Consider the following 24372-nt stretch of genomic DNA (forward strand, 5'->3'; position numbering starts at 1 on the left):
CATTATCGGCCCCTTTTTTCAATTTACACTGTTTGGCCTCCGGCCGGGCAGTTCACATCTCCCGAGGATTTAAGAATGGCTGAAATTACCGCATCCCTGGTAAAAGAGCTGCGCGAGCGTACTGGCGCAGGCATGATGGATTGCAAAAAAGCGCTGACTGAAGCGAACGGCGACATCGAGCTGGCAATCGAAAACATGCGTAAATCCGGTGCGATCAAAGCAGCTAAGAAAGCAGGCAACGTTGCTGCTGACGGCGTGATCATCACTAAAATCGACGGCACCTACGGCATCATTCTGGAAGTTAACTGCCAGACTGACTTCGTTGCTAAAGATGGCGGTTTCCAGGCATTTGCGAACAAAGTTCTGGACGCAGCTGTTGCTGGCAAAATCACTGACGTTGAAGTTCTGAAAGCACAGTTCGAAGAAGAACGTGTTGCGCTGGTTGCTAAAATCGGTGAGAACATCAACATCCGTCGCGTATCTTCCCTGGAAGGCGAAGTACTGGGTTCTTACCAGCACGGCGCACGTATCGGTGTTCTGGTTGCGGCTAAAGGCGCTGACGAAGAGCTGGTTAAACAGCTGGCTATGCACATCGCTGCAAGCAAACCAGAATTCGTTAAGCCAGAAGACGTGTCTGCTGAAGTGGTTGAGAAAGAGTACCAGGTTCAGCTGGACATCGCGATGCAGTCTGGTAAGCCAAAAGAAATCGCAGAGAAAATGGTTGAAGGCCGCATGAAGAAATTCACCGGCGAAGTTTCTCTGACTGGCCAGCCTTTCGTTATGGATCCAAGCAAGTCTGTTGCTCAGTTGCTGAAAGAGCACAACGCTGACGTAACTGGCTTCATCCGCTTCGAAGTGGGCGAAGGCATCGAGAAAGTTGAGACTGACTTCGCAGCAGAAGTTGCTGCAATGTCCAAGCAGTCTTAATGATTGAAAAGGAGCCGCCTGAGGGCGGCTTCTTTTTGTCACCCGTCACAGGAAATCAGACAGGCTCCAGTATCGCTGTACTGATTTGCGGCATATTATGTCGCCAGAATTAACTCCCATCTTAATCGTTGACAGTCTCAGGAAAGAAACATGGCTACCAATGCAAAACCCGTGTACAAACGCATTCTGCTTAAGCTGAGTGGCGAAGCGCTGCAGGGATCGGAAGGCTTCGGTATTGACGCAAGCATCCTTGATCGCATGGCACAGGAAATCAAAGAACTGGTCGAACTGGGTATCCAGGTTGGCGTGGTCATTGGCGGTGGCAACCTTTTCCGTGGTGCTGGTCTGGCGAAAGCGGGGATGAACCGCGTTGTGGGCGACCACATGGGTATGCTGGCAACCGTGATGAATGGCCTGGCAATGCGTGACGCACTCCATCGCGCATATGTGAACGCCCGCCTGATGTCCGCGATTCCACTGAATGGCGTATGCGATAATTACAGCTGGGCAGAGGCCATTAGCCTGCTGCGCAACAACCGCGTGGTGATCCTCTCCGCCGGTACGGGTAACCCGTTCTTTACGACCGATTCCGCTGCCTGCCTGCGCGGTATCGAGATCGAAGCTGATGTGGTACTGAAAGCGACCAAAGTCGATGGCGTGTTTACTGCCGACCCGGCAAAAGATCCTTCTGCCACCATGTACGATCAGCTGAGCTACAGCGAAGTGCTGGATAAAGAGCTGAAAGTGATGGATCTTGCCGCCTTCACGCTGGCTCGCGACCACAAATTGCCAATTCGTGTCTTCAACATGAACAAACCTGGCGCACTGCGTCGCGTGGTCATGGGCGAAAAAGAAGGCACTTTGATCACGGAATAATTTCCGTTGACGATAAATACAGGTAAGATTCCGCTTTACTTTGTAGTGGTATCTTACCTGGACGCGCCTTTGGCGTTGTCATGAATTAAACGCGACTATACTTAGCACACCTGTAGCGCTGTGCTGGCGGATAGTCTGCCTGAGACAAGTTTTCAAGGATTCGTAACGTGATTAACGACATCAGAAAAGATGCTGAAGTACGCATGGACAAATGCGTAGAAGCGTTCAAAAACCAAATCAGCAAAATCCGTACTGGCCGTGCTTCCCCAAGCCTGCTGGATGGCATCATCGTAGAATACTACGGTACGCCAACGCCTCTGCGCCAGCTGGCGAGCGTGACGGTTGAAGATACCCGTACGCTGAAAATCAACGTCTTCGATCGCTCTATGAGCCCGGCCGTTGAGAAAGCGATCATGGCCTCTGACCTGGGTCTGAACCCCAGTTCTGCGGGCGCTGACATCCGCGTTCCGCTGCCTCCGCTGACGGAAGAACGTCGTAAAGACCTGATCAAAGTGGTTCGCGGTGAAGCTGAGCAGGGTCGTGTTTCCGTGCGTAACGTGCGCCGTGATGCGAACGATAAAGTGAAAGCACTGCTGAAAGAAAAAGAGATCAGCGAAGATGACGATCGTCGTTCTCAGGACGACATTCAGAAAATGACCGACGCTGCCATCAAGAAAATTGATGCGGCGCTGGCAGAAAAAGAAGCGGAACTGATGCAGTTCTGATTTCTGTCGTACACTGATAAACGCCGTTCAGAGGGACTTCGGGTCTTGCTGGCGGCGTTTTGCTTTTATCTGGTCTAACTTTTTTCGGGCATCTCATGAAGCATTTAACACTCCTCGGCTCAACCGGCTCCATCGGTTGCAGTACTCTCGACGTCGTCCGCCATAATCCTGAACTTTACACCGTGACAGCGCTGGTGGCCGGTAAGAATGTGCAGCGTATGGTCGAGCAGTGCCTGGAGTTTATGCCCCGCTACGCGGTGATGGATGACGAAGAGAGCGCGCGTCTGCTGAAAGCCCAGCTGCGGGAAAAGGGCAGCCGAACCGAGGTGCTGAGCGGCCAGCAGGCGGCCTGCGAGATGGCTGCGCTGGATGAAGTTGACCAGGTTATGGCGGCCATCGTCGGAGCGGCCGGGCTGCTGCCGACACTTGCTGCGATCGATGCCGGTAAAGACGTTTTGCTCGCCAATAAAGAGTCGCTTGTTACCTGTGGCCGCCTGTTTATGGACGCGGTAAAACAGCGTGGGGCGCGCCTTTTGCCGGTTGACAGCGAGCACAACGCCATTTTTCAGAGTTTACCGCAACCTTTTCAACAGAACCTGGGGTACGCTGACCTGGAGCAGAATGGCGTCGTGTCGATTCTGCTTACCGGGTCTGGTGGCCCGTTCCGTGAAACGCCACTGTCTGAACTGCGCGCAATGACGCCGGACCAGGCATGCCGTCATCCGAACTGGTCAATGGGGCGTAAAATCTCCGTTGACTCAGCCACCATGATGAACAAAGGTCTGGAATACATTGAAGCGCGCTGGCTGTTTAATGCGTCAGCGAAGCAGATGGAAGTACTGATCCACCCGCAGTCGGTGATTCACTCGATGGTGCGCTATCAGGATGGCAGCGTGCTGGCACAGCTTGGCGAGCCGGATATGCGTACGCCTATTGCCCATTCAATGGCGTGGCCAAACCGGGTGAAATCCGGCGTTAAGCCGCTTGATTTCTGTAAGCTCAGTTCCCTGACATTCAGTGAACCAGACTACGATCGTTATCCTTGTCTGAAGCTTGCAATGAACGCCTTTGACCAGGGGCAGGCGGCGACGACGGCACTGAATGCAGCCAATGAAATTACCGTTGACGCATTTCTGAATCAGCAGATCCGTTTTACCGATATCGCGACGTTAAATTTATCGGTACTGGAGATGATGGATTTGCGCGAGCCACAAAGCGTGGAAGAGGTGCTGGCGGTGGATACAGCTGCTCGTGATATTGCGCGTAAACAGATGACACGTCTTGCAAGCTGGTGATAAAGCAAGCACTAGTGGTCGTGCTATTTGTTAGCGTTGGGCTTCAGTGATATAGTCTGCGCCACCTGATCGCAGGAATTTGACTTTATGTGGTCAGGTAAGCCGTGGTTTGACACGGCTTTTTTATGTACAGGCTTAAGTATTCCTGAGTACCGTTAAATCCTTTTCAGGGACAAAAAACGCGTTATGTTGTCTGCGAATCAACCAATAAGCGAAAACTTGCCAGCTCATGGCTGCCGTCATGTAGCAATCATCATGGATGGCAACGGGCGCTGGGCGAAAAGACAAGGGAAAATACGAGCCTTTGGGCATAAAGCGGGAGCGAAATCTGTTCGCCGTGCCGTTTCTTTTGCCGCTAATAACGGCATTGATGCGTTAACGCTCTATGCTTTTAGCAGTGAAAACTGGAATCGACCTCCGCAGGAAGTGACTGCGTTGATGGAATTGTTTGTGTGGGCGCTAGACAGCGAAGTAAAAAGCCTGCACCGCCACAACGTTCGCCTGCGCATCATTGGCGATACCAGTCGTTTTAACTCACGTTTGCAGGAGCGGATTCGTAAAGCAGAAGCGCTGACTGAAAATAATACCGGTCTGACGCTCAACGTTGCGGCGAATTACGGTGGACGCTGGGATATTATCCAGGGCGTTCGGCATCTGGCCGAACAGGTTCAGGAAGGGCTGTTGAGACCCGACCAGATTGATGAAGAGGCGCTGAGCAAGCAAATCTGCATGAATGAACTGGCACCTGTGGATTTGGTAATTAGGACAGGGGGGGAACATCGCATAAGTAACTTTTTGATATGGCAAATTGCCTATGCTGAACTTTACTTTACGGATGTTCTCTGGCCCGATTTTGATGAACAAGACTTTGAAGGTGCGCTGCATGCCTTTGCCAATCGAGAGCGTCGTTTCGGCGGCACCGAGCCAGGTGGCGACAAAGCCTGATGGGGGTAGCTTTTGCTGAAGTATCGCCTGATTTCCGCTTTTGTTTTAATACCCATTGTCATTGCGGCGCTGTTTTTACTGCCCCCGGTGGGATTCGCCATTGTTACGCTGGTGGTGTGCATGCTCGCCGCGTGGGAATGGGGACAGTTTAGCGGCTTTACCTCACGCAGCCAGCGAGTATGGCTTGCGGTACTCTGTGGCTTTATCCTGGCCATAATGCTGTTTACGTTGCCTGAATATCACCATGATATTCATCAACCGCTGGTTGCCGGCTCCTTGTGGATATCGTTGGCCTGGTGGGTTGCCGCGCTGTTGCTGGTTCTTTTTTATCCAGGCTCCGCGGCATTATGGCGTCATTCAAAAGTGCTGCGACTGATTTTTGGTTTGCTCACCATTGTTCCGTTTTTCTGGGGCATGGTCGCGCTGCGAGCCTGGCACTATGACGAAAACCATTACAGCGGTGCGATCTGGCTGCTTTATGTGATGATTCTCGTCTGGGGGGCTGACTCCGGGGCCTATATGTTTGGTAAACTGTTTGGCAAACATAAGCTGGCACCAAAAGTTTCTCCGGGTAAAACCTGGCAAGGCTTCATCGGCGGCTTGTTTACGGCAGCGATCATCTCCTGGGGCTATGGCGTCTGGGCAGATCTGGCCGTAGCACCGTCAATACTGCTGGTGTGCTCGATTTTTGCTGCACTTGCCTCAGTGCTCGGTGATTTAACCGAAAGTATGTTTAAGCGTGAAGCAGGGATTAAGGACAGCGGACATCTTATTCCAGGTCATGGCGGTATACTGGATCGCATTGACAGCCTGACAGCGGCTGTTCCAGTATTTGCTTGCCTGCTTTTACTGGTATTCGGGACGATTTAACGGAAGGTTTTATGCTGAGCATTCTCTGGAATCTGGCGGCGTTCATTGTTGCACTGGGTGTACTGATTACCGTGCATGAATTTGGCCATTTCTGGGTTGCTCGCCGTTGTGGTGTGCGGGTAGAGCGATTCTCCATTGGTTTTGGCAAATCACTCTGGACGCGCACCGACCGTCACGGCACGGAATTTGTCATCGCCCTTATCCCGCTTGGCGGCTACGTCAAAATGCTCGACGAACGCGTTGAGCCTGTCGCTCCTGAACTGCGACACAGTGCGTTTAACAACAAAACCGTTGGACAACGCGCCGCCATCATTGCTGCCGGACCGGTAGCCAACTTCATCTTTGCGATTTTCGCTTACTGGCTGGTGTTTATCATCGGCGTCCCTGGCGTGCGTCCGGTAGTGGGGGAGATTGCCCCTGACTCCATCGCGGCGAGTGCGCAAATTACGTCCGGGATGGAACTTAAAGCGATTGATGGCATCGAAACCCCTGATTGGGATGCCGTGCGACTTCAGCTGGTAGCCAAAATTGGCGATCCGCAGACAACCATCAGCGTATCGTCGTTTGGGTCAGACGCGCGTCAGGACAAAGTACTGGATTTACGCCACTGGCGTTTCGAGCCAGACAAAGAGGATCCCGTCGCTGCGCTGGGCATTCGTCCCCGCGGCGCGCAGATTGAGCCGGTATTAGCCGAAGTACAGGCAAATTCGGCAGCGAGCAAAGCGGGTTTGCAAGCTGGCGACAGGATCGTTAAAGTCGATGGTCAACCATTAACAGAGTGGATGACCTTTGTTACTCTGGTGCGCGATAATCCGGGGACGTCTCTCGCGCTGGAAGTTGAAAGGCAAGGTAGTCCGCTTTCGCTGACGCTGATCCCGGATACGAAGTCGGTCGGCAAAAAGGCAGAAGGGTTTGCAGGCGTTGTGCCAAAAGTGATCCCGCTGCCAGATGAGTACAAGACAATACGCCAGTATGGGCCGTTCAGCGCCATTCTTGAAGCCACGGATAAAACATGGCAACTGATGAAGCTGACGGTCAACATGTTGGGGAAATTGATAACCGGTGATGTGAAACTGAACAACCTCAGTGGGCCAATCTCGATTGCTCAGGGGGCTGGGATGTCAGCGGAGTTCGGGGTGATTTACTATCTCATGTTCCTCGCGCTTATTAGCGTGAACCTTGGGATTATCAACCTGTTCCCGCTTCCCGTTTTAGACGGGGGTCATCTGCTGTTTTTAGCGATTGAAAAGCTAAAAGGCGGACCGGTATCCGAGCGAGTTCAAGACTTTAGTTATCGCATTGGCTCGATTTTGCTGGTGCTGTTAATGGGGCTTGCACTTTTCAATGATTTCTCTCGGTTGTAAGAGAGTTAGTTAGGAAGAACGCATAATAACGATGGCGATGAAAAAGTTGCTCATAGCGTCGCTGCTGTTTAGCAGCGCCACCGTATACGGTGCTGACGGGTTCGTAGTGAAAGACATTCATTTCGAAGGCCTTCAGCGTGTCGCCGTTGGTGCGGCCCTCCTCAGTATGCCTGTGCGCCCCGGCGATACGGTTAATGATGATGATATCAGTAACACCATCCGTGCTCTGTTTGCCACCGGCAACTTTGAGGACGTCCGCGTCCTGCGCGATGGTGATACGCTGCTGGTACAGGTAAAAGAACGTCCAACGATCGCCAGTATCACTTTCTCCGGTAACAAGTCGGTGAAAGATGACATGCTCAAGCAAAACCTTGAAGCATCGGGTGTTCGTGTGGGTGAATCTCTGGACCGCACAACCCTTTCAGACATTGAAAAAGGTCTGGAAGACTTCTACTACAGCGTCGGTAAATACAGCGCCAGCGTGAAAGCGGTTGTCACTCCGCTCCCACGTAACCGTGTTGACCTGAAACTGGTCTTCCAGGAAGGTGTTTCTGCGAAGATCCAGCAGATCAACATTGTGGGTAACCACGCGTTCAGCACCGACGAACTGATCTCGACCTTCCAGCTGCGCGATGAAGTGCCGTGGTGGAACGTAGTTGGCGATCGTAAATACCAGAAGCAGAAGCTGGCGGGCGACCTTGAGACCCTGCGCAGCTACTATCTGGATCGCGGTTATGCCCGCTTCAACATCGACTCGACTCAGGTCAGTCTGACTCCGGACAAGAAAGGTATCTACATTACGGTTAACATCACTGAAGGCGATCAGTACAAGCTTTCCGGTGTTGAAGTGAGTGGTAACCTGGCGGGGCATTCTGCTGAGATCGAATCGCTGACCAAAATTCAGCCAGGCGATCTGTATAGCGGCTCCAAAGTCACCAAAATGGAAGACAGCATTAAGAAGCTGCTCGGCCGCTATGGTTACGCCTATCCGCGCGTACAGACTCAGCCGGAAATCAACGACGCGGATAAAACCGTTAAGCTGCACGTTAACGTTGATGCGGGCAACCGTTTCTACGTGCGTAAGATCCGCTTCGTCGGTAACGACACCTCCAAAGACTCCGTTCTGCGCCGCGAAATGCGCCAGATGGAAGGTGCGTGGCTGGGCAGCGACCTGGTCGACCAGGGTAAAGAGCGTCTGAACCGTCTGGGCTATTTTGAAACCGTAGACACTGAAACCCAGCGTGTACCGGGCAGCCCGGATCAGGTTGATGTCGTTTATAAAGTGAAAGAGCGTAACACCGGTAGCTTTAACTTCGGCGTGGGCTACGGCACGGAAAGCGGCGTGAGTTTCCAGGTGGGCGTCCAGCAGGATAACTGGCTGGGTACGGGTTACTCTGTTGGTATTAACGGTACCAAAAACGATTACCAGACCTACTCTGAGTTCTCCGTTACTAACCCATACTTCACCGTTGACGGTGTGAGCCTGGGCGGTCGTATTTTCTATAACGACTTTAAAGCGGATGATGCAGATCTGTCTTCCTACACCAACAAAAGTTACGGTGTGGACGGAACGCTTGGCTTCCCGGTTAACGAATACAACACCCTGCGCGCGGGCTTAGGTTACGTGCATAACGACCTGTCCAACATGCAGCCGCAGGTGGCGATGTGGCGTTATCTGGACTCTATCGGCCAGTCTGCAAGCACATCCAGCGATGACAACGGTTTTGCTGCAGATGACTTCACCTTCAACTACGGCTGGACTTACAACCGTCTTGACCGCGGTTACTTCCCAACGGAAGGCTCTCGCGTCAACCTGAACGGTAAGGTGACCATTCCTGGTTCCGATAACGAATTCTACAAGGTGACGCTGGATACCGCGTCCTACTTCCCGATTGATGACGATCACAAGTGGGTGGTTCTGGGTCGTACCCGTTGGGGCTATGGTGACGGTATCGGCAGTAAAGAGCTGCCGTTCTATGAGAACTTCTACGCGGGTGGTTCAAGTACCGTGCGTGGCTTCCAGTCCAACAACATTGGTCCGAAAGCGGTTTATTACGGCGGTAATGATGAAGATAACTGCGCAAGCCGTGATCCAAAACAAGTATGTAGCTCTGATGATGCGGTAGGCGGTAACGCCATGGCCGTGGCCAGCCTGGAGTTCATCACCCCAACGCCATTTATCAGTGATAAATACGCGAACTCCGTACGTACATCCTTCTTCTGGGATGCGGGTACGGTGTGGGATACCAACTGGCAGAATACTGCCCAGATGCGCGCAGCTGGCGTACCAGACTACAGCGATCCGAGCAATATTCGCATGTCTGCCGGTATCGCATTACAATGGATGTCACCGCTGGGGCCGTTGGTCTTCTCCTACGCCCAGCCGTTTAAGAAATACGATGGAGACAAAGCGGAGCAATTCCAGTTTAACATTGGTAAAACCTGGTAATAATCCGCTGCAATGGAATGCGTTGGCAGTGTAGCGCTGACAACCGGCGATCGGTCAAACGGTCGCCTTGCCACGCAAAGAACGGTACCTTCTGGTGCCAATGGGATGGTAAGGAGTTAATTGTGAAAAAGTGGTTATTAGCTGCAGGTCTCGGTTTAGCGATGGCAACTTCTGCTCAGGCAGCAGACAAAATCGCAATCGTCAACATGGGTAATTTGTTCCAGCAGGTTGCACAGAAAACGGGTGTTTCTGCGACGCTGGAAAACGAATTCAAAGGCCGTGCGAGCGAACTGCAGCGTATGGAAGGCGATCTTCAGTCCAAAATGCAGCGTCTGCAGCGTGATGGTTCTACCATGAAAGCAAGCGATCGCAGCAAACTGGAAAAAGACGTTATGGCTCAGCGCCAGACCTTCTCCCAGAAAGCGCAGGCTTTCGAGCAGGATCGTCAGCGTCGTTCTAACGAAGAGCGTGGCAAGCTGGTGACTCGCATTCAGACTGCTGTTAAAGCAGTTGCTGCCGATCAGAGCATCGATCTGGTTGTTGATGCGAACGCCGTTGCTTTCAACAGCAGCGATGTTAAAGACATCACCGCTGATGTTCTGAAACAGGTTAAATAAGTAATGCCTTCAATTCGACTGGCTGATTTAGCTCAGCAGTTGGATGCAGAATTACACGGTGATGGCGATATCGTCATCACCGCTGTTGCGTCCATGCAATCTGCTAAAGCTGGCACGATTACCTTCATGGTAAGCCCTAAGTACCGTGAACAACTGGCTCAATGCCAGGCGTCAGCTGTTGTTCTGACGCAGGACGATCTTCCCTTTGCCACTGGAAGCGCGCTGGTAGTGAAAAATCCCTACCTGACGTATGCACGCATGGCTCAAATTCTTGATACCACGCCGCAGCCGGCGCAGAACATTGCTGCCAGCGCAGCGATTGATCCGACGGCTAAGCTGGGTAACAACGTGGCCGTTGGCGCGAATGCGGTTATTGAATCTGGCGTTGAGCTGGGCGATAACGTCGTCATTGGCCCTGGATGCTTTGTTGGGAAAAATACGAAAATCGGCGCTGGAACCCGTTTATGGGCCAATGTGTCCGTTTATCATGAAGTTGAAATCGGCGAAAATTGCCTCGTCCAGTCCAGTACCGTGATTGGTTCTGATGGCTTTGGCTACGCGAACGATCGCGGTAACTGGGTTAAGATCCCGCAGCTTGGTCGCGTTATTATTGGCGATCGCGTTGAGATCGGGGCCTGTACAACGATCGACCGTGGTGCACTCGACGACACGATTATTGGCAATGGTGTTATCATCGATAACCAGTGCCAGATTGCGCATAACGTTGTGATTGGCGACAATACCGCGGTTGCGGGGGGCGTCATCATGGCGGGCAGCCTGAAAATTGGTCGTTACTGCATGATTGGCGGCGCGAGCGTGATTAATGGCCATATGGAAATATGCGACAAGGTGACGGTGACGGGTATGGGCATGGTAATGCGTCCTATCACTGAACCTGGCGTCTATTCCTCCGGTATTCCGCTGCAACCCAACAAGGTATGGCGTAAAACAGCAGCTCTGGTGATGAACATTGATGATATGAGCAAGCGACTCAAGTCTCTTGAGCGTAAGATCGATCAACAAGACTAAACGTCACCCGTTTAACGCTATCTTTCCCGGCCTGTCGGCTTTCTAATAAACCGGCAGGCCGTGTTATTATTGTTATCAGTACATTTTGACAGGAAGAGTATTTTGACTACTGACACTCATACTCTGCATATTGAAGAGATTTTAGAACTTCTGCCGCACCGCTACCCGTTTCTGCTGGTAGACCGCGTGCTGGATTTTGAAGAAGGTCGTTTTCTGCGCGCAGTGAAAAATGTTTCCGTGAATGAACCATTCTTCCAGGGACACTTCCCGGGTAAGCCTATCTTCCCGGGTGTGTTGATTCTGGAAGCGATGGCTCAGGCTACCGGTATTCTGGCGTTTAAAAGCGTCGGTAAGCTGGAGCCGGGTGAACTGTATTACTTCGCAGGTATTGATGAAGCGCGCTTCAAGCGTCCTGTCGTGCCTGGCGATCAGATGATCATGGAAGTCACTTTTGAAAAAACGCGTCGTGGCCTGACTCGCTTCAAAGGCGTAGCGCTGGTTGACGGCAAAGTTGTTTGCGAAGCGACGATGATGTGTGCTCGTAGCCGGGAGTCCTGATACGTGATTGATAAATCCGCCTTTATTCATCCTACCGCGATTGTGGAAACCGGTGCCATCATTGGTGCTAACGTCCACATTGGCCCGTTCTGTATTGTTGGACCCCATGTCGAAATTGGTGAGGGTACAGTACTGAAATCTCACGTTGTCGTGAATGGTCACACGACCATTGGCTGCAATAACGAGATCTATCAGTTCGCTTCCATCGGCGAAGTTAACCAGGATCTGAAATATGCTGGTGAGTCGACCCGTCTGGAAATTGGCGATCGTAACCGCATTCGCGAAAGCGTCACCATTCATCGTGGAACCGTGCAGGGTGGTGGGTTGACGAAGGTGGGCAGCGACAACCTGTTTATGGTTAATGCGCATATCGCGCACGACTGTACCGTGGGTGACCGCTGTATTCTTGCCAACAACGCAACGCTGGCAGGACACGTTTCGGTTGATGACTTCGCAATTATTGGCGGCATGACCGCAGTCCATCAGTTCTGCATCATTGGTGCACACGTGATGGTCGGCGGATGCTCCGGTGTGGCGCAGGACGTCCCACCGTATGTGATTGCGCAGGGCAACCATGCCACGCCGTTTGGTGTGAACATCGAAGGCCTCAAGCGTCGTGGTTTTAGCCGCGAAGCGATTACCGCCATCCGCAACGCGTACAAATTGCTGTACCGTAGTGGTAAAACGCTGGAAGAGGCGAAGCCGGAAATTGCCGAACTGGCGAACAAGCATCCTGAAGTGAACGCGTTCATAGAGTTCTTTGACCGTTCAACAAGGGGCCTGATTCGTTAATGGTCGACAGTCGTCCGCTTACGATAGCCCTGGTCGCCGGAGAAACCTCCGGCGATATTCTTGGTGCAGGTCTCATCCGTGCGCTTAAGGCGCGTGTACCCAATGCTCGCTTTGTGGGCGTAGCGGGCCCGCTGATGCAGGCCGAAGGCTGTGAAGCCTGGTATGAAATGGAAGAGCTGGCCGTTATGGGCATCGTTGAGGTGCTGGGGCGCCTGCGACGCTTGCTGTATATTCGTGCCGATCTCACCCGCCGCTTTACCGAACTCAAACCCGATGTGTTCGTCGGTATCGATGCACCCGATTTCAACATTACCCTCGAAGGTAATCTGAAAAAGCAGGGCATCAAAACCATTCACTACGTCAGTCCGTCGGTGTGGGCGTGGCGACAGAAACGCGTTTTCAAAATCGGACGGTCCACCAACCTGGTGCTGGCTTTCCTGCCTTTCGAAAAAGCGTTTTACGACAGATTTAATGTTCCGTGCCGTTTTATCGGTCATACCATGGCGGATGCGATGCCGTTGGATCCGGATAAAAACGCGGCGCGCGACGCGCTGGGCATTCCGCACGATGTGCACTGTCTGGCGCTGCTGCCGGGCAGCCGTGGCGCAGAGGTAGAGATGCTGAGCGCTGATTTCCTGAAGACCGCGCAGATTCTTCGCCAGACCTATCCCGATCTTGAAGTGGTTGTGCCGCTGGTGAATGCCAAACGCCGCGAGCAGTTTGAGCGCATCAAAGCCGAAGTCGCCCCGGATTTTCATGTCCGTCTTCTCGACGGAAAAGGGCGGGAAGCCATGTACGCGAGCGATGCCGCTCTGCTGGCCTCTGGTACGGCGGCGCTGGAGTGTATGCTGGCGAAATGCCCGATGGTGGTCGGTTATCGTATGAAGCCGTTTACCTTCTGGCTGGCAAAACGTCTGGTGAAAACGGATTATGTCTCCCTGCCAAACCTGCTTGCCGGGCGCGAGCTGGTAAAAGAGCTATTGCAGGATGAGTGCCAGCCGCAGGCGCTGGCGGATGCCCTGCTGCCGCTGCTGGCCAACGGCAAGACCAGCCACCAGATGCACGATACCTTCCGTGAACTGCACCAGCTGATCCGCTGTAATGCTGATGAGCAAGCGGCTGATGCAGTGCTGGAGTTAGCAAAATGATGGAATTTATTTATCCCCACACGCACCTCGTTGCCGGAGTGGATGAGGTCGGACGCGGCCCGCTGGTGGGGGCCGTGGTGACCGCGGCGGTGATCCTCGATCCAACGCGCCCGATTATTGGTCTGAATGACTCAAAAAAACTGAGTGAGAAGCGCCGACTGGCACTGTTCGATGAAATTAAAGAGAAGGCGCTGGCCTGGAGCGTTGGGCGCGCAGAGCCGAATGAGATTGACGATCTGAATATTCTCCACGCCACGATGCTGGCAATGCAGCGAGCTGTTGCTGGCCTGAAGGTTGTGCCTGAATATGTGCTGATCGACGGTAACCGTTGCCCGGCGCTGCCTATGCCTTCTATGGCCGTCGTTAAAGGCGACAGTCGCGTCGCAGAGATCAGTGCAGCTTCTATTATTGCCAAAGTGACGCGCGATGCCGAAATGGCCGCGCTGGACCTTACTTATCCTCAGTATGGTTTCGGCCAGCATAAGGGGTATCCAACGGCTTTCCACCTGGAAAAGCTGGCTGAACATGGCGCAACCGAACATCATCGGCGCAGTTTTGGCCCGGTGAAGCGCGCGCTGGGACTGGTGTCCTGAATCAATACGCAAGCAATTAAGTAACGCGGAATCTGAAGATGGCTGAACCACGTTTCGTACACCTGCGGGTGCATAGCGACTACTCCATGATCGATGGGCTGGCGAAGACCGGGCCGCTGGTAAAAAAGGCGGCCTCTCTGGGCATGCCCGCGCTGGCGATCACCGATTTTACCAACCTGTGTGGCCTGGTGAAGTTCTACGGAACGGCGCATGGCGCGGGAATGAAGCCTATCGTCGGTGCGGATTTTCATGTGCAGAGCGATCTCATCGGCGATGAGCTGACGCAAATCTCCGTGTTAGCCATGAACAATACGGGCTACCAAAACCTTACCCTGCTTATCTCAAAAGCCTATCAGCGCGGTTACGGCGCACTGGGCCCGTGGATTGACAGGGACTGGCTGGCTGAACTGAACGAAGGGCTGCTGTTGATCTCCGGTGGCCGCATGGGCGATGTCGGTAAATCACTGCTGCGCGGTAACAGCGCGCTGGTGGATCAATGCGTCTCGTTCTATGAAGAGTACTTCCCGAATCGTTACTATCTGGAACTGATTCGAACCGGTCGGCAGGATGAAGAGAACTATCTGCACGCTGCTGTCGCGCTGGCAGAAGAACGCGGCTTGCCCGTTGTGGCGACGAATGACGTGCGTTTCCTGGAGTCCGGTGATTTTGACGCGCACGAAATTCGCGTTGCTATCCACGATGGCTTCACCCTCGACGATCCGAAACGTCCGCGCAACTACTCATCGCAGCAGTACATGCGCAGCGAAGAGGAGATGTGCGAGCTCTTCTCCGACATTCCGGAAGCGCTGGAAAACAGCGTGGAGATTGCCAAGCGCTGTAACGTGACCGTGCGCCTGGGCGAATATTTCCTGCCGCAGTTCCCGACGGGGGACATGACCACGGAAGATTTCCTGGTCATGAAATCGAAAGAAGGTCTGGAAGAGCGTCTCGAATTCCTGTTCCCGGATGAAGAAGAGCGTAAAAAACGTCGTCCGGAGTATGACGAACGCCTGGATATTGAACTTCAGGTGATTAACCAGATGGGCTTCCCTGGCTACTTCCTGATCGTAATGGAGTTTATCCAGTGGTCGAAGGATAACGGCGTTCCGGTTGGTCCGGGCCGTGGCTCGGGGGCGGGCTCGCTGGTGGCGTATGCGCTGAAAATCACCGACCTCGATCCGCTGGAATTTGACCTGCTGTTCGAACGCTTCCTCAACCCGGAACGTGTTTCCATGCCCGACTTTGACGTCGACTTCTGCATGGAAAAACGCGACCAGGTTATCGAGCACGTAGCCGATATGTACGGCCGTGACGCGGTTTCGCAGATCATTACCTTCGGCACCATGGCGGCGAAAGCGGTTATCCGCGACGTGGGCCGCGTGCTGGGTCACCCGTACGGTTTTGTCGATCGTATTTCTAAGCTGGTACCGCCCGATCCGGGCATGACGCTGGCAAAAGCGTTTGAAGCCGAGCCGCAACTGCCGGAAATCTACGAAGCTGACGAAGAAGTCAAAGCGCTGATCGACATGGCGCGTAAGCTTGAAGGCGTGACGCGTAACGCCGGTAAGCACGCGGGGGGCGTGGTTATCGCCCCGACCAAAATCACCGACTTTGCGCCGCTCTACTGCGACGAAGCGGGCCAGCACCCGGTCACCCAGTTCGATAAGAACGACGTGGAATACGCCGGGCTGGTGAAGTTCGACTTCCTCGGCCTGCGCACGCTGACCATCATTAACTGGGCGCTGGAGATGATCAACGCCCGCCGCGAGAAGAACGGCGAGCCGCCGCTGGATATCGCGGCCATCCCGCTGGATGACAAGAAAAGCTTCGACATGCTGCAGCGCTCGGAGACGACAGCTGTCTTCCAGCTTGAATCCCGCGGCATGAAAGACCTGATTAAACGCCTGCAGCCCGACTGCTTCGAAGATATGATCGCACTGGTGGCCCTGTTCCGTCCGGGCCCGCTGCAGTCAGGGATGGTAGATAACTTCATCGACCGTAAGCACGGACGCGAAGAGATTTCCTACCCGGACGTGCAGTGGCAGCACGAAAGCCTGAAGCCGGTACTGGAGCCAACCTACGGCATCATCCTGTATCAGGAACAGGTCATGCAGATTGCCCAGGTGCTTTCCGGCTATACCCTCGGCGGCGCGGACATGCTGCGTCGTGCTATGGGTAAGAAAAAACCGGAAGAGATGGCCAAGCAGCGCTCTATTTTTGAAGACGGTGCGAAGAAAAACGGCGTTGACGGCGAACTGGCGATGAAAATCTTCGACCTGGTGGAGAAATTCGCCGGGTACGGGTTTAACAAATCCCACTCCGCTGCCTATGCTTTGGTTTCGTACCAGACGCTGTGGCTGAAAGCGCATTATCCCGCTGAGTTTATGGCGGCGGTGATGACCGCCGATATGGACAACACCGAGAAGGTGGTAGGCCTCGTGGATGAGTGCTGGCGCATGGGTCTGAAGATCCTGCCACCGGATATTAACTCCGGGCTTTATCATTTCCACGTCAACGATGACGGAGAGATCGTCTACGGGATCGGCGCGATCAAAGGCGTGGGTGAGGGGCCGATCGAGGCGATCATCGAAGCGCGTAACAACGGCGGCTATTTCCGCGAGCTATTCGATCTCTGCGCCCGTACCGATACCAAAAAACTGAACCGCCGCGTGCTGGAAAAGCTGATCATGTCCGGCGCGTTCGACAGGCTGGGGCCGCACCGCGCCGCGCTGATGAACTCTCTCGGCGATGCGCTGAAAGCAGCCGATCAGCACGCGAAAGCGGAAGCCATTGGCCAGGCGGATATGTTTGGCGTACTGGCGGAAGAGCCAGAGCAGATTGAGCAGTCTTACTCCAACTGTCAGCCCTGGCCAGAACAGGTGGTGCTGGATGGTGAACGTGAAACGTTAGGTTTGTACCTGACGGGACACCCGATCAACCAGTACATCAAAGAAATTGAGCGCTATGTCGGAGGCAACAGGCTAAAAGACATGCATCCGACAGATCGTGGTAAAATCACCACGGCTGCGGGGCTCGTGATTGCTGCAAGGGTTATGGTCACCAAGCGCGGCAATCGTATCGGCATCTGTACGTTAGATGACCGTTCCGGGCGTCTGGAGGTGATGCTGTTCACCGACGCGCTGGATAAATACCAGCAATTGCTGGAAAAAGACCGCATACTTATCGTCAGCGGACAGGTCAGCTTTGATGACTTCAGTGGGGGGCTTAAAATGACCGCCCGCGAAGTGATGGACATTGACGAAGCCCGGGAAAAATATGCTCGCGGGCTTGCTATCTCGCTGACGGACAGGCAAATTGATGACCAGCTTTTAAACCGACTCCGTCAGTCTCTGGAACCCCACCGCTCGGGGACCATTCCAGTACATCTCTACTATCAGAGGGCGGATGCACGTGCGCGGTTGCGCTTTGGCGCAACGTGGCGTGTCTCTCCGAGCGATCGTTTACTGAACGATTTGCGTGGCCTCATTGGTTCGGAGCAGGTGGAACTGGAGTTTGACTAATACAGGAATACTATGAGTCTGAATTTCCTTGATTTCGAACAGCCGATTGCTGAGCTGGAAGCGAAAATCGATTCTCTGACAGCGGTAAGCCGTCAGGATGAAAAACTGGATATTAACATCGACGAAGAAGTGCATCGTCTGCGCGAAAAAAGCGTAGAACTGACGCGCAAAATCTTTGCCGATCTCGGCGCATGGCAGATCGCCCAGCTGGCGCGTCACCCACAGCGTCCGTACACCCTGGATTATGTCCGCCTGGCGTTTGACGAATTTGACGAACTGGCAGGCGATCGCGCATACGCTGACGACAAAGCTATCGTCGGCGGTATCGCGCGTCTGGACGGACGCCCGGTGATGATCATTGGTCATCAGAAAGGCCGTGAAACCAAAGAGAAAATCCGTCGTAACTTCGGTATGCCAGCACCAGAAGGCTACCGTAAAGCCCTGCGTCTGATGGAGATGGCCGAGCGTTTCAATATGCCTATCATCACCTTCATCGACACTCCGGGTGCATACCCTGGCGTGGGCGCGGAAGAGCGTGGCCAGTCTGAAGCCATCGCACGTAACCTGCGGGAGATGTCTCGCCTGAAGGTTCCGGTCATCTGCACCGTTATCGGTGAGGGTGGTTCCGGTGGTGCGCTGGCGATTGGCGTGGGTGATAAAGTGAATATGCTGCAGTACAGCACCTATTCCGTTATCTCTCCGGAAGGCTGTGCGTCCATTCTGTGGAAAAGCGCCGACAAAGCGCCGCTGGCCGCTGAAGCGATGGGCATCATTGCGCCACGTCTGAAAGAGCTGAAGCTGATCGACACCGTTATCCCGGAACCTCTGGGCGGCGCGCATCGTAAGCCGGAAGTGATGGCTGCTTCCCTGAAAGCACAGCTGCTGGCCGACCTGGCCGATCTGGACGTCCTGAGCAAAGAAGATCTGCTCAACCGTCGTTACCAGCGTCTGATGACCTACGGTTACGCATAAGCTTCACAATTATCTGAAAAGCCGCACGATGTTGCGGCTTTTTTTATACCTGCCGTTTACCTTAACTATGCTTATCTGATGTTTTTCAAGGAGGTAAACCATGAACATCATTGCCATCATGGGGCCACACGGCGTCTTTTATAAAGACGAGCCCATCAAGGAGCTGGAGCAAGCCCTTAAAGCACGCGGATATCAGCTAATCTGGCCGCAAAACAGCGCCGATCTGTTGAAATTCATCGAACATAATCCGCGCATCTGTGGCGTGATATTCGACTGGGACGAATACGACATGGAGCTGTGTAGCGAGATCAACAGGCTGAATGAATATCTTCCGCTCTACGCCTTTATCAACACTCACTCCACCATGGACGTCAGCGCTCACGATATGCGCATGGCGCTGTGGTTCTTTGAATACTCGCTCGGCGTGGCGGAAGATATTGCGACCCGCATTCAGCAATACACTGGCGAATATCTTGATAACATCACACCGCCGTTTACGCGCGCGCTGTTCACCTATGTGAAAGAGGGGAAATACACCTTCTGTACGCCGGGACACATGGCCGGAACGGCCTATCAAAAAAGCCCGGTGGGGTGCCTGTTCTACGATTTCTTCGGCGGCAACACCCTGAAAGCAGACGTGTCGATTTCAGTGACCGAGTTAGGCTCTCTTCTGGATCACACCGGCCCGCATCTTGAAGCTGAAGAGTATATCGCCCGCACCTTTGGCGCCGAGCAGAGCTATATGGTGACCAACGGCACCTCGACCTCGAACAAAATCGTCGGAATGTATGCCGCGCCAACCGGAAGCACGTTGCTGATTGACCGTAACTGCCATAAATCGCTGGCGCACCTGCTGATGATGAGCGACGTCGTCCCGATCTGGCTGTCACCCACGCGTAACGCGCTCGGTATCCTCGGCGGCATTCCGCGCCGGGAGTTCACGCATCAAGCCATCGAAAGTAAGGTTGCGGCAACTCCTGGCGCAAGCTGGCCTGTCCATGCGGTGATTACCAACTCCACCTATGATGGTCTGCTCTACAATACGAACTGGATCAAGCAGACGCTGGACGTACCGTCGATCCACTTCGATTCCGCGTGGGTGCCGTACACCAATTTCCACCCGATTTATTCGGGTAAAAGTGGGATGAGCGGCGAGCGCGTGCCGGGCAAAGTGTTTTTCGAAACGCAGTCGACGCACAAAATGCTGGCCGCATTTTCGCAGGCGTCTCTTATTCACATCAAAGGCGAGTACGACGAGGATACGTTTAACGAAGCCTTTATGATGCACACCACCACCTCACCGAGCTATCCGCTGGTAGCCTCTATTGAAACGGCCGCGGCGATGCTGCGCGGTAATCCGGGTAAACGCCTGATTAACCGCTCGGTGGAACGGGCGCTGCATTTCCGTAAAGAGGTCCAGCGGCTGAAGGATGAGGCCGACGGCTGGTTCTTCGATATCTGGCAGCCGGAAGCGATCGACGAGGCGGAGTGCTGGCCCGTCGCGCCGGGAGAGAGCTGGCACGGCTTCCGGGATGCCGATGCGGACCACATGTTTCTCGATCCGGTTAAGGTAACGATCCTGACGCCGGGGATGGACGAGCAGGGCGTGATGGGCGATGAAGGGATCCCCGCCGCGCTGGTGGCGAAGTTCCTTGACGAGCGCGGCGTGGTGGTGGAGAAGACCGGCCCCTACAACTTGCTGTTCCTGTTCAGTATCGGGATCGATAAAACCCGGGCAATGGGGCTGCTGCGCGGGCTGATGGAGTTTAAGCGCGCCTACGATCTCAACCTGCGGGTGAAGAACATGCTGCCGGATCTCTACGCGGAAGATCCTGACTTCTACCGCACGATGCGCATTCAGGATCTGGCCCAGGGGATCCACAGGCTGATCCGCCAGCACGATCTGCCGCGCCTGATGCTCCAGGCGTTTGATGTCCTGCCTGATATGAAACTGACGCCTCACAAGGCCTGGCAACGGCAGGTGAAAGGTGAAGTCGAAACCATTGAGCTGGAAAACCTGGTCGGGCGGATATCGGCCAACATGATCCTGCCGTATCCGCCAGGCGTGCCGCTGCTGATGCCGGGTGAGATGATCACCGAGGAGAGCCGGGCGGTGCTCGATTTCCTGCTGATGCTCTGTTCGGTAGGACGCCACTATCCGGGCTTTGAAACGGATATCCACGGCGCGAAACGCGATGAAAACGGCGTGTACTGGGTGAGAGTCCTAAAATAAATGTGACCGCTTGCCAGGTGTGGGTTTTCGGTTGTAACGTTCAGGCATCATAAAAAGGAGAAGCTATGCTGGGTTTAAAAGCGGTTCACCATATTGCGATCATTGCCACCGATTATGCGAAAAGTAAGGCCTTCTACTGCGACATTCTTGGCTTTACGCTCATGAGCGAAGCCTACCGCGAGGAGCGCGACTCCTGGAAGGGCGATCTCGCGTTAAACGGGCAGTATGTGATTGAGCTGTTCTCTTTTCCTTTTCCGCCTTCGCGTCCGTCCCGCCCGGAAGCCTGCGGCCTGCGTCATCTGGCCTTCAGCGTTGATGACCTTGATAGCGCAGTAAAACATCTGGAAGCGCACGGCGTGACGTGCGAGGCGATTCGTGTCGATCCGTTTACCGACAAGCGCTTTACCTTTTTTAACGACCCGGATGGCCTGCCGCTGGAGCTTTACCAGCAGTAATGTTTGTCCTGTGTGATAATGCCCGCTCAGTTCGGGCATTTTTTATGTGTAATTTCCTATGACCTTACCCGCTATCGCACAAGCCGTTTCACCGTACCGCCAGCTGCTGGTGGGGTTTAGCGGTGGCCTGGATTCCACCGTGTTGCTGCATCGCCTTAGGCTCTGGCGCGACCGGGACCCTGACGTTCAGCTTCGGGCTATACACATCCATCACGGGTTAAGCCCTCACGCGGAGGAGTGGGTGGCGCACTGTGAAGCCTTGTGTGAGGCGTGGGCTATCCCGCTCGTCGTTGAGCGCGTCACGCTTGCGGATGAAGGACTGGGTATTGAGGCGCAGGCGCGTAAAGTTCGCTACGCCGCGTTTGCCGGGGCATTACGTACTGGAGAAGCGCTGGTCACGGCGCAGCATCTGGACGATCAGTGCGAAACTTTTTTGCTGGCGCTTAAGCGGGGCAGCGGACCCGCGGGGCTTTCCGCCATGCCGGCGCGTTCTGAGTTTGCCGGAACGCAATTATTGCGTCCGCTGCTTGGCGAGACCCGCGCATCGCTGGAATCCTGGGCGCGGGAACATCGGCTGAGCTGGATCGAAGATGAGAGCAACCAGGACGACAGCTACGATCGTAACTTCCTGCGTCTGCGCGTCCTCCCGCTTTTAAGCGAGCGCTGGCCGCATTTTGCCGACGCGACAGCAAGAAGCGCCATGCTGTGCGCCGAACAGGAAAGCCTGCTGGATGAGTTACTCAGCGAAGAGCTGGCTGATCTGATCTCTGAAGACGGTGCGCTGGCGATCGCGCCGCTGGAGGCGGTAAGCCCGGTGCGCCGGGCCGCGCTGTTACGCCGCTGGCTCGCCTCTCATCATGCTGTGATGCCGTCGCGGGCAATGCTGAGCCGTATCTGGGACGAAGTCGCACAGGCGCGGGAAGATGCGTCCCCCTGCGTACACCTGAATGGCTTCGAGGTCAGACGCTATAAAGGAAAACTCTGGTGGGTAAAATCCTTCCCCCCGCTGACCAATGTGGTGCTCCACTGGCCGTCACCGGAGGCTCCGTTAATATTGCCCCAGGATGCGGGGAGTGTCTCTCTGATGCCGACGGGTCATGTGCGTCTGCCAAACCCCGGTGAACCGGTCAGCGTGCGCTTTAAGGCTGGCGGCTTGCTGCATATCGTCGGACGCAACGGGGGACGGAAACTGAAAAAGATATGGCAGGAATGCAACGTGCCGCCGTGGCTGCGCGACACCACGCCGCTGCTGTTCTACGGTGAAACGCTGATTGCTGCTGCAGGGGTGTTCATCACGGAAGCGGGGTGGACAGAAGAAGGGGCATGCTTCGAGTGGCGGAAAGCGTAACGGGCAGCCCGGCTGCCCGTTAGTGTCATCAGGATTCGCTCACCACGACGGTGCCGATTTGCGGGTGGCTGAAGCTGGCTATTTTGTCCAGACGCAGCTCACGCGTCGCACCGGCGTCTTCCACGACCAGGTATTCCACATTCTTGCGTGAAACCAGATCGCTGGCCTTCGCCTTCAACACTTCGCCATCTTTTAGCTCCAGCGTCAGTATTAAATGATGCTGGCAGGCGAGTTCGAGGTTGTCATAGTCATCACAATTGATGGGTTGATAAGTATCATTCATCGACATAATCGCTCACCAGTAAATTCGCCGCAGCATACGCTGCTTTTTCCCTGACCGACTCTGAAAGGCTCTCATCAGAGGCCACTTCATTAAGCACTTTCAATACACAGCCCAACGCGTCCGGGACATACCCCAGATCTCCGCTGGCGATTTCCGCATACCGTTTGCGAATTAACTCACAATAATTATTCACATCCCCTCCCGCCAGCGCACTGACTTACTGTGAGATATCATTAAGCCTACGAAGATAAACTCGGTTTAGCAAGGTGACTATACCATACTCATTTAAGCAATATCAGCGCCTTGATAGTGGTGTATTTATTACTCCGTAACAGCCTTTTGCCTCTGTTTTCGCTACAATGTGCGGCTGATTCGAATGGAGTTCTCTCATGGCGCTGAAAGCGACAATTTATAAAGCAGTGGTCAACGTGGCCGATCTTGATCGCAACCAGTTTCTGGACGCGTCGCTTACTCTGGCACGCCACCCCTCCGAAACTCAGGAGCGCATGATGCTGCGCCTGCTGGCGTGGATTAAATACGCCAATGAGCGGCTGCAGTTTACCCGCGGCTTAAGCGCGGAAGACGAGCCTGAAGCCTGGCTGCGCAACGATCATCTTGGGATCGATTTATGGATTGAACTCGGTCTGCCGGACGAGCGCAGGATTAAAAAGGCGTGTACTCAGTCCGCGGAAGTGGCCTTGTTCGCCTATAACCAGCGCGCGGCGGAAATCTGGTGGCAACAAAATAAGAATAAATGCGCGCAGTTTAAAAATCTCGCCGTCTGGTATCTGGATGATGAACAGCTGGCGCAGCTGAGCGAGTTCGCCGGCCGGACGATGGCGTTGCAGGCAACGATTCAGGACGGCGCCATCTGGCTTTCTGATTCTCAGAATAATCTGGAAATTCATCTGACGGCCTGGCAGTCTGCGCCATGATCGTTTTGTCCCGAAACGTCAGCATCCCTGATAACGAGCTGGAGATCACCGCCATCCGTGCTCAGGGAGCGGGTGGACAGCACGTCAATAAGGCTTCAACGGCTATCCATTTGCGTTTTGACATTCGGGCATCAAGCCTGCCAGAGTATTATAAGGAAAGTCTGCTTGCTGCCAGCCATCACCTGATCACCAGCGAAGGTGTGATCGTGATCAAAGCCCAGGAGTACCGCAGCCAGGAATTAAACCGGGAAGCGGCGGTAGCCAGGCTGGTGGCGGTCATCAAAGAGTTAACGGCAGTACAAAAAAGCCGCCGGGCAACGCGGCCAACCCGCGCATCGAAAGAGCGTCGGTTGTCCTCGAAAGCTCAAAAATCCACAGTGAAAGCACTACGCGGTAAAGTTCGTCGCCCGATGGAGTGACGAAAGGGAACACAATTT

Annotated in this window: 23 protein-coding genes; 21 read left to right on the top strand and 2 right to left on the bottom strand. The window is 54.2% G+C overall.

The genetic code is table 11. The annotated features are described in order from the left end of the window. Positions 1-75: 75 nt before the first annotated feature. The 19 genes from tsf (at position 76) to tilS (ending at position 22717) form a co-directional block, all read left to right on the top strand. Entirely contained in the window at positions 76-927 is an 852-nt protein-coding gene (gene tsf, locus V1603_RS07240; RefSeq protein WP_028015579.1) for a translation elongation factor Ts, read from the top strand. Positions 928-1077: 150 nt separating this feature from the next. After that, positions 1078-1803, top strand: coding sequence for a UMP kinase (pyrH, locus tag V1603_RS07245; protein WP_008501910.1), 726 nt, complete (start codon positions 1078-1080; stop codon positions 1801-1803). 167 nt (positions 1804-1970) lie between these two features. Further along, complete coding sequence (gene frr, locus V1603_RS07250; RefSeq protein ID WP_003856180.1) at positions 1971-2528, top strand: ribosome recycling factor; 558 nt, start codon at positions 1971-1973, stop codon at positions 2526-2528. 95 nt (positions 2529-2623) lie between these two features. After that, positions 2624-3823 carry a 1-deoxy-D-xylulose-5-phosphate reductoisomerase gene (gene ispC, locus V1603_RS07255; RefSeq protein ID WP_395313696.1) on the top strand — a complete coding sequence of 400 codons (1200 nt, stop codon included), beginning with the start codon at positions 2624-2626 and terminating at the stop codon, positions 3821-3823. Positions 3824-4009: 186 nt separating this feature from the next. Next, positions 4010-4768, top strand: a complete 759-nt coding sequence (gene ispU, locus V1603_RS07260; protein WP_028015581.1) for a (2E,6E)-farnesyl-diphosphate-specific ditrans,polycis-undecaprenyl-diphosphate synthase — start codon at positions 4010-4012, stop codon at positions 4766-4768. A 12-nt stretch (positions 4769-4780) separates the two neighbouring features. Continuing rightward, a complete protein-coding gene (cdsA, locus tag V1603_RS07265; protein ID WP_116343998.1) occupies positions 4781-5638 on the top strand; it encodes a phosphatidate cytidylyltransferase in 858 nt (285 codons plus the stop codon). Positions 5639-5649: 11 nt separating this feature from the next. Beyond that, complete coding sequence (rseP, locus tag V1603_RS07270; protein ID WP_395313697.1) at positions 5650-7002, top strand: sigma E protease regulator RseP; 1353 nt, start codon at positions 5650-5652, stop codon at positions 7000-7002. 31 nt (positions 7003-7033) lie between these two features. After that, a complete protein-coding gene (gene bamA, locus V1603_RS07275; RefSeq protein ID WP_166710171.1) occupies positions 7034-9451 on the top strand; it encodes an outer membrane protein assembly factor BamA in 2418 nt (805 codons plus the stop codon). Between the two features lie 122 nt (positions 9452-9573). Continuing rightward, positions 9574-10068, top strand: coding sequence for a molecular chaperone Skp (gene skp, locus V1603_RS07280; RefSeq protein ID WP_014882635.1), 495 nt, complete (start codon positions 9574-9576; stop codon positions 10066-10068). Between the two features lie 3 nt (positions 10069-10071). Then, a complete protein-coding gene (lpxD, locus tag V1603_RS07285; RefSeq protein WP_041911190.1) occupies positions 10072-11097 on the top strand; it encodes a UDP-3-O-(3-hydroxymyristoyl)glucosamine N-acyltransferase in 1026 nt (341 codons plus the stop codon). Between the two features lie 102 nt (positions 11098-11199). Next, on the top strand, positions 11200-11655 hold the full coding sequence (gene fabZ, locus V1603_RS07290; RefSeq protein WP_010426706.1) for a 3-hydroxyacyl-ACP dehydratase FabZ: 456 nt from the start codon (positions 11200-11202) through the stop codon (positions 11653-11655). 3 nt (positions 11656-11658) lie between these two features. After that, positions 11659-12447, top strand: coding sequence for an acyl-ACP--UDP-N-acetylglucosamine O-acyltransferase (gene lpxA / locus V1603_RS07295; protein WP_063440167.1), 789 nt, complete (start codon positions 11659-11661; stop codon positions 12445-12447). Further along, positions 12447-13595, top strand: a complete 1149-nt coding sequence (gene lpxB / locus V1603_RS07300) for a lipid-A-disaccharide synthase (RefSeq protein WP_395313698.1) — start codon at positions 12447-12449, stop codon at positions 13593-13595. Before lpxA ends, lpxB begins: the two co-directional genes overlap by 1 nt. After that, positions 13592-14188 (top strand): ribonuclease HII, encoded by a 597-nt coding sequence (rnhB, locus tag V1603_RS07305; RefSeq protein ID WP_061099164.1) that lies wholly within the window; start codon positions 13592-13594, stop codon positions 14186-14188. The genes lpxB and rnhB overlap by 4 nt, the downstream gene beginning before the upstream one ends. A 38-nt stretch (positions 14189-14226) precedes the next feature. Continuing rightward, a complete protein-coding gene (gene dnaE, locus V1603_RS07310; RefSeq protein ID WP_061099163.1) occupies positions 14227-17709 on the top strand; it encodes a DNA polymerase III subunit alpha in 3483 nt (1160 codons plus the stop codon). A 12-nt stretch (positions 17710-17721) separates the two neighbouring features. Beyond that, on the top strand, positions 17722-18681 hold the full coding sequence (accA, locus tag V1603_RS07315) for an acetyl-CoA carboxylase carboxyl transferase subunit alpha (RefSeq protein ID WP_013095666.1): 960 nt from the start codon (positions 17722-17724) through the stop codon (positions 18679-18681). A 100-nt stretch (positions 18682-18781) separates the two neighbouring features. Continuing rightward, positions 18782-20914 (top strand): lysine decarboxylase LdcC, encoded by a 2133-nt coding sequence (locus tag V1603_RS07320; RefSeq protein ID WP_395313699.1) that lies wholly within the window; start codon positions 18782-18784, stop codon positions 20912-20914. A 65-nt stretch (positions 20915-20979) separates the two neighbouring features. After that, entirely contained in the window at positions 20980-21369 is a 390-nt protein-coding gene (locus V1603_RS07325; RefSeq protein ID WP_028015591.1) for a VOC family protein, read from the top strand. A 58-nt stretch (positions 21370-21427) separates the two neighbouring features. Further along, positions 21428-22717: a tRNA lysidine(34) synthetase TilS gene (gene tilS / locus V1603_RS07330; RefSeq protein WP_163330360.1), complete on the top strand. Its 1290-nt coding sequence runs from the start codon at positions 21428-21430 to the stop codon at positions 22715-22717. Positions 22718-22745: 28 nt separating this feature from the next. On the opposite strand, the gene rof is transcribed toward tilS, so the two are convergent. Continuing rightward, positions 22746-23006: a Rho-binding antiterminator gene (rof, locus tag V1603_RS07335; protein ID WP_148420153.1), complete on the bottom strand. Its 261-nt coding sequence runs from the start codon at positions 23004-23006 to the stop codon at positions 22746-22748. After that, positions 22993-23193 (bottom strand): YaeP family protein, encoded by a 201-nt coding sequence (locus tag V1603_RS07340; protein ID WP_008501889.1) that lies wholly within the window; start codon positions 23191-23193, stop codon positions 22993-22995. The genes rof and V1603_RS07340 overlap by 14 nt, the downstream gene beginning before the upstream one ends. A 196-nt stretch (positions 23194-23389) precedes the next feature. Here V1603_RS07340 and V1603_RS07345 point away from each other — a divergent pair, with 196 nt between their 5' ends. Both V1603_RS07345 and arfB read left to right on the top strand, forming a co-directional pair. Continuing rightward, a complete protein-coding gene (locus V1603_RS07345) occupies positions 23390-23935 on the top strand; it encodes a YaeQ family protein (protein WP_116344002.1) in 546 nt (181 codons plus the stop codon). After that, complete coding sequence (arfB, locus tag V1603_RS07350) at positions 23932-24354, top strand: alternative ribosome rescue aminoacyl-tRNA hydrolase ArfB (protein ID WP_116344003.1); 423 nt, start codon at positions 23932-23934, stop codon at positions 24352-24354. The genes V1603_RS07345 and arfB overlap by 4 nt, the downstream gene beginning before the upstream one ends. Positions 24355-24372 lie beyond the last annotated feature (18 nt).

It is taken from the genome of Enterobacter sp. ECC-219 (assembly GCF_043966805.1).
GTDB lineage: Bacteria > Pseudomonadota > Gammaproteobacteria > Enterobacterales > Enterobacteriaceae > Enterobacter > Enterobacter cloacae_N.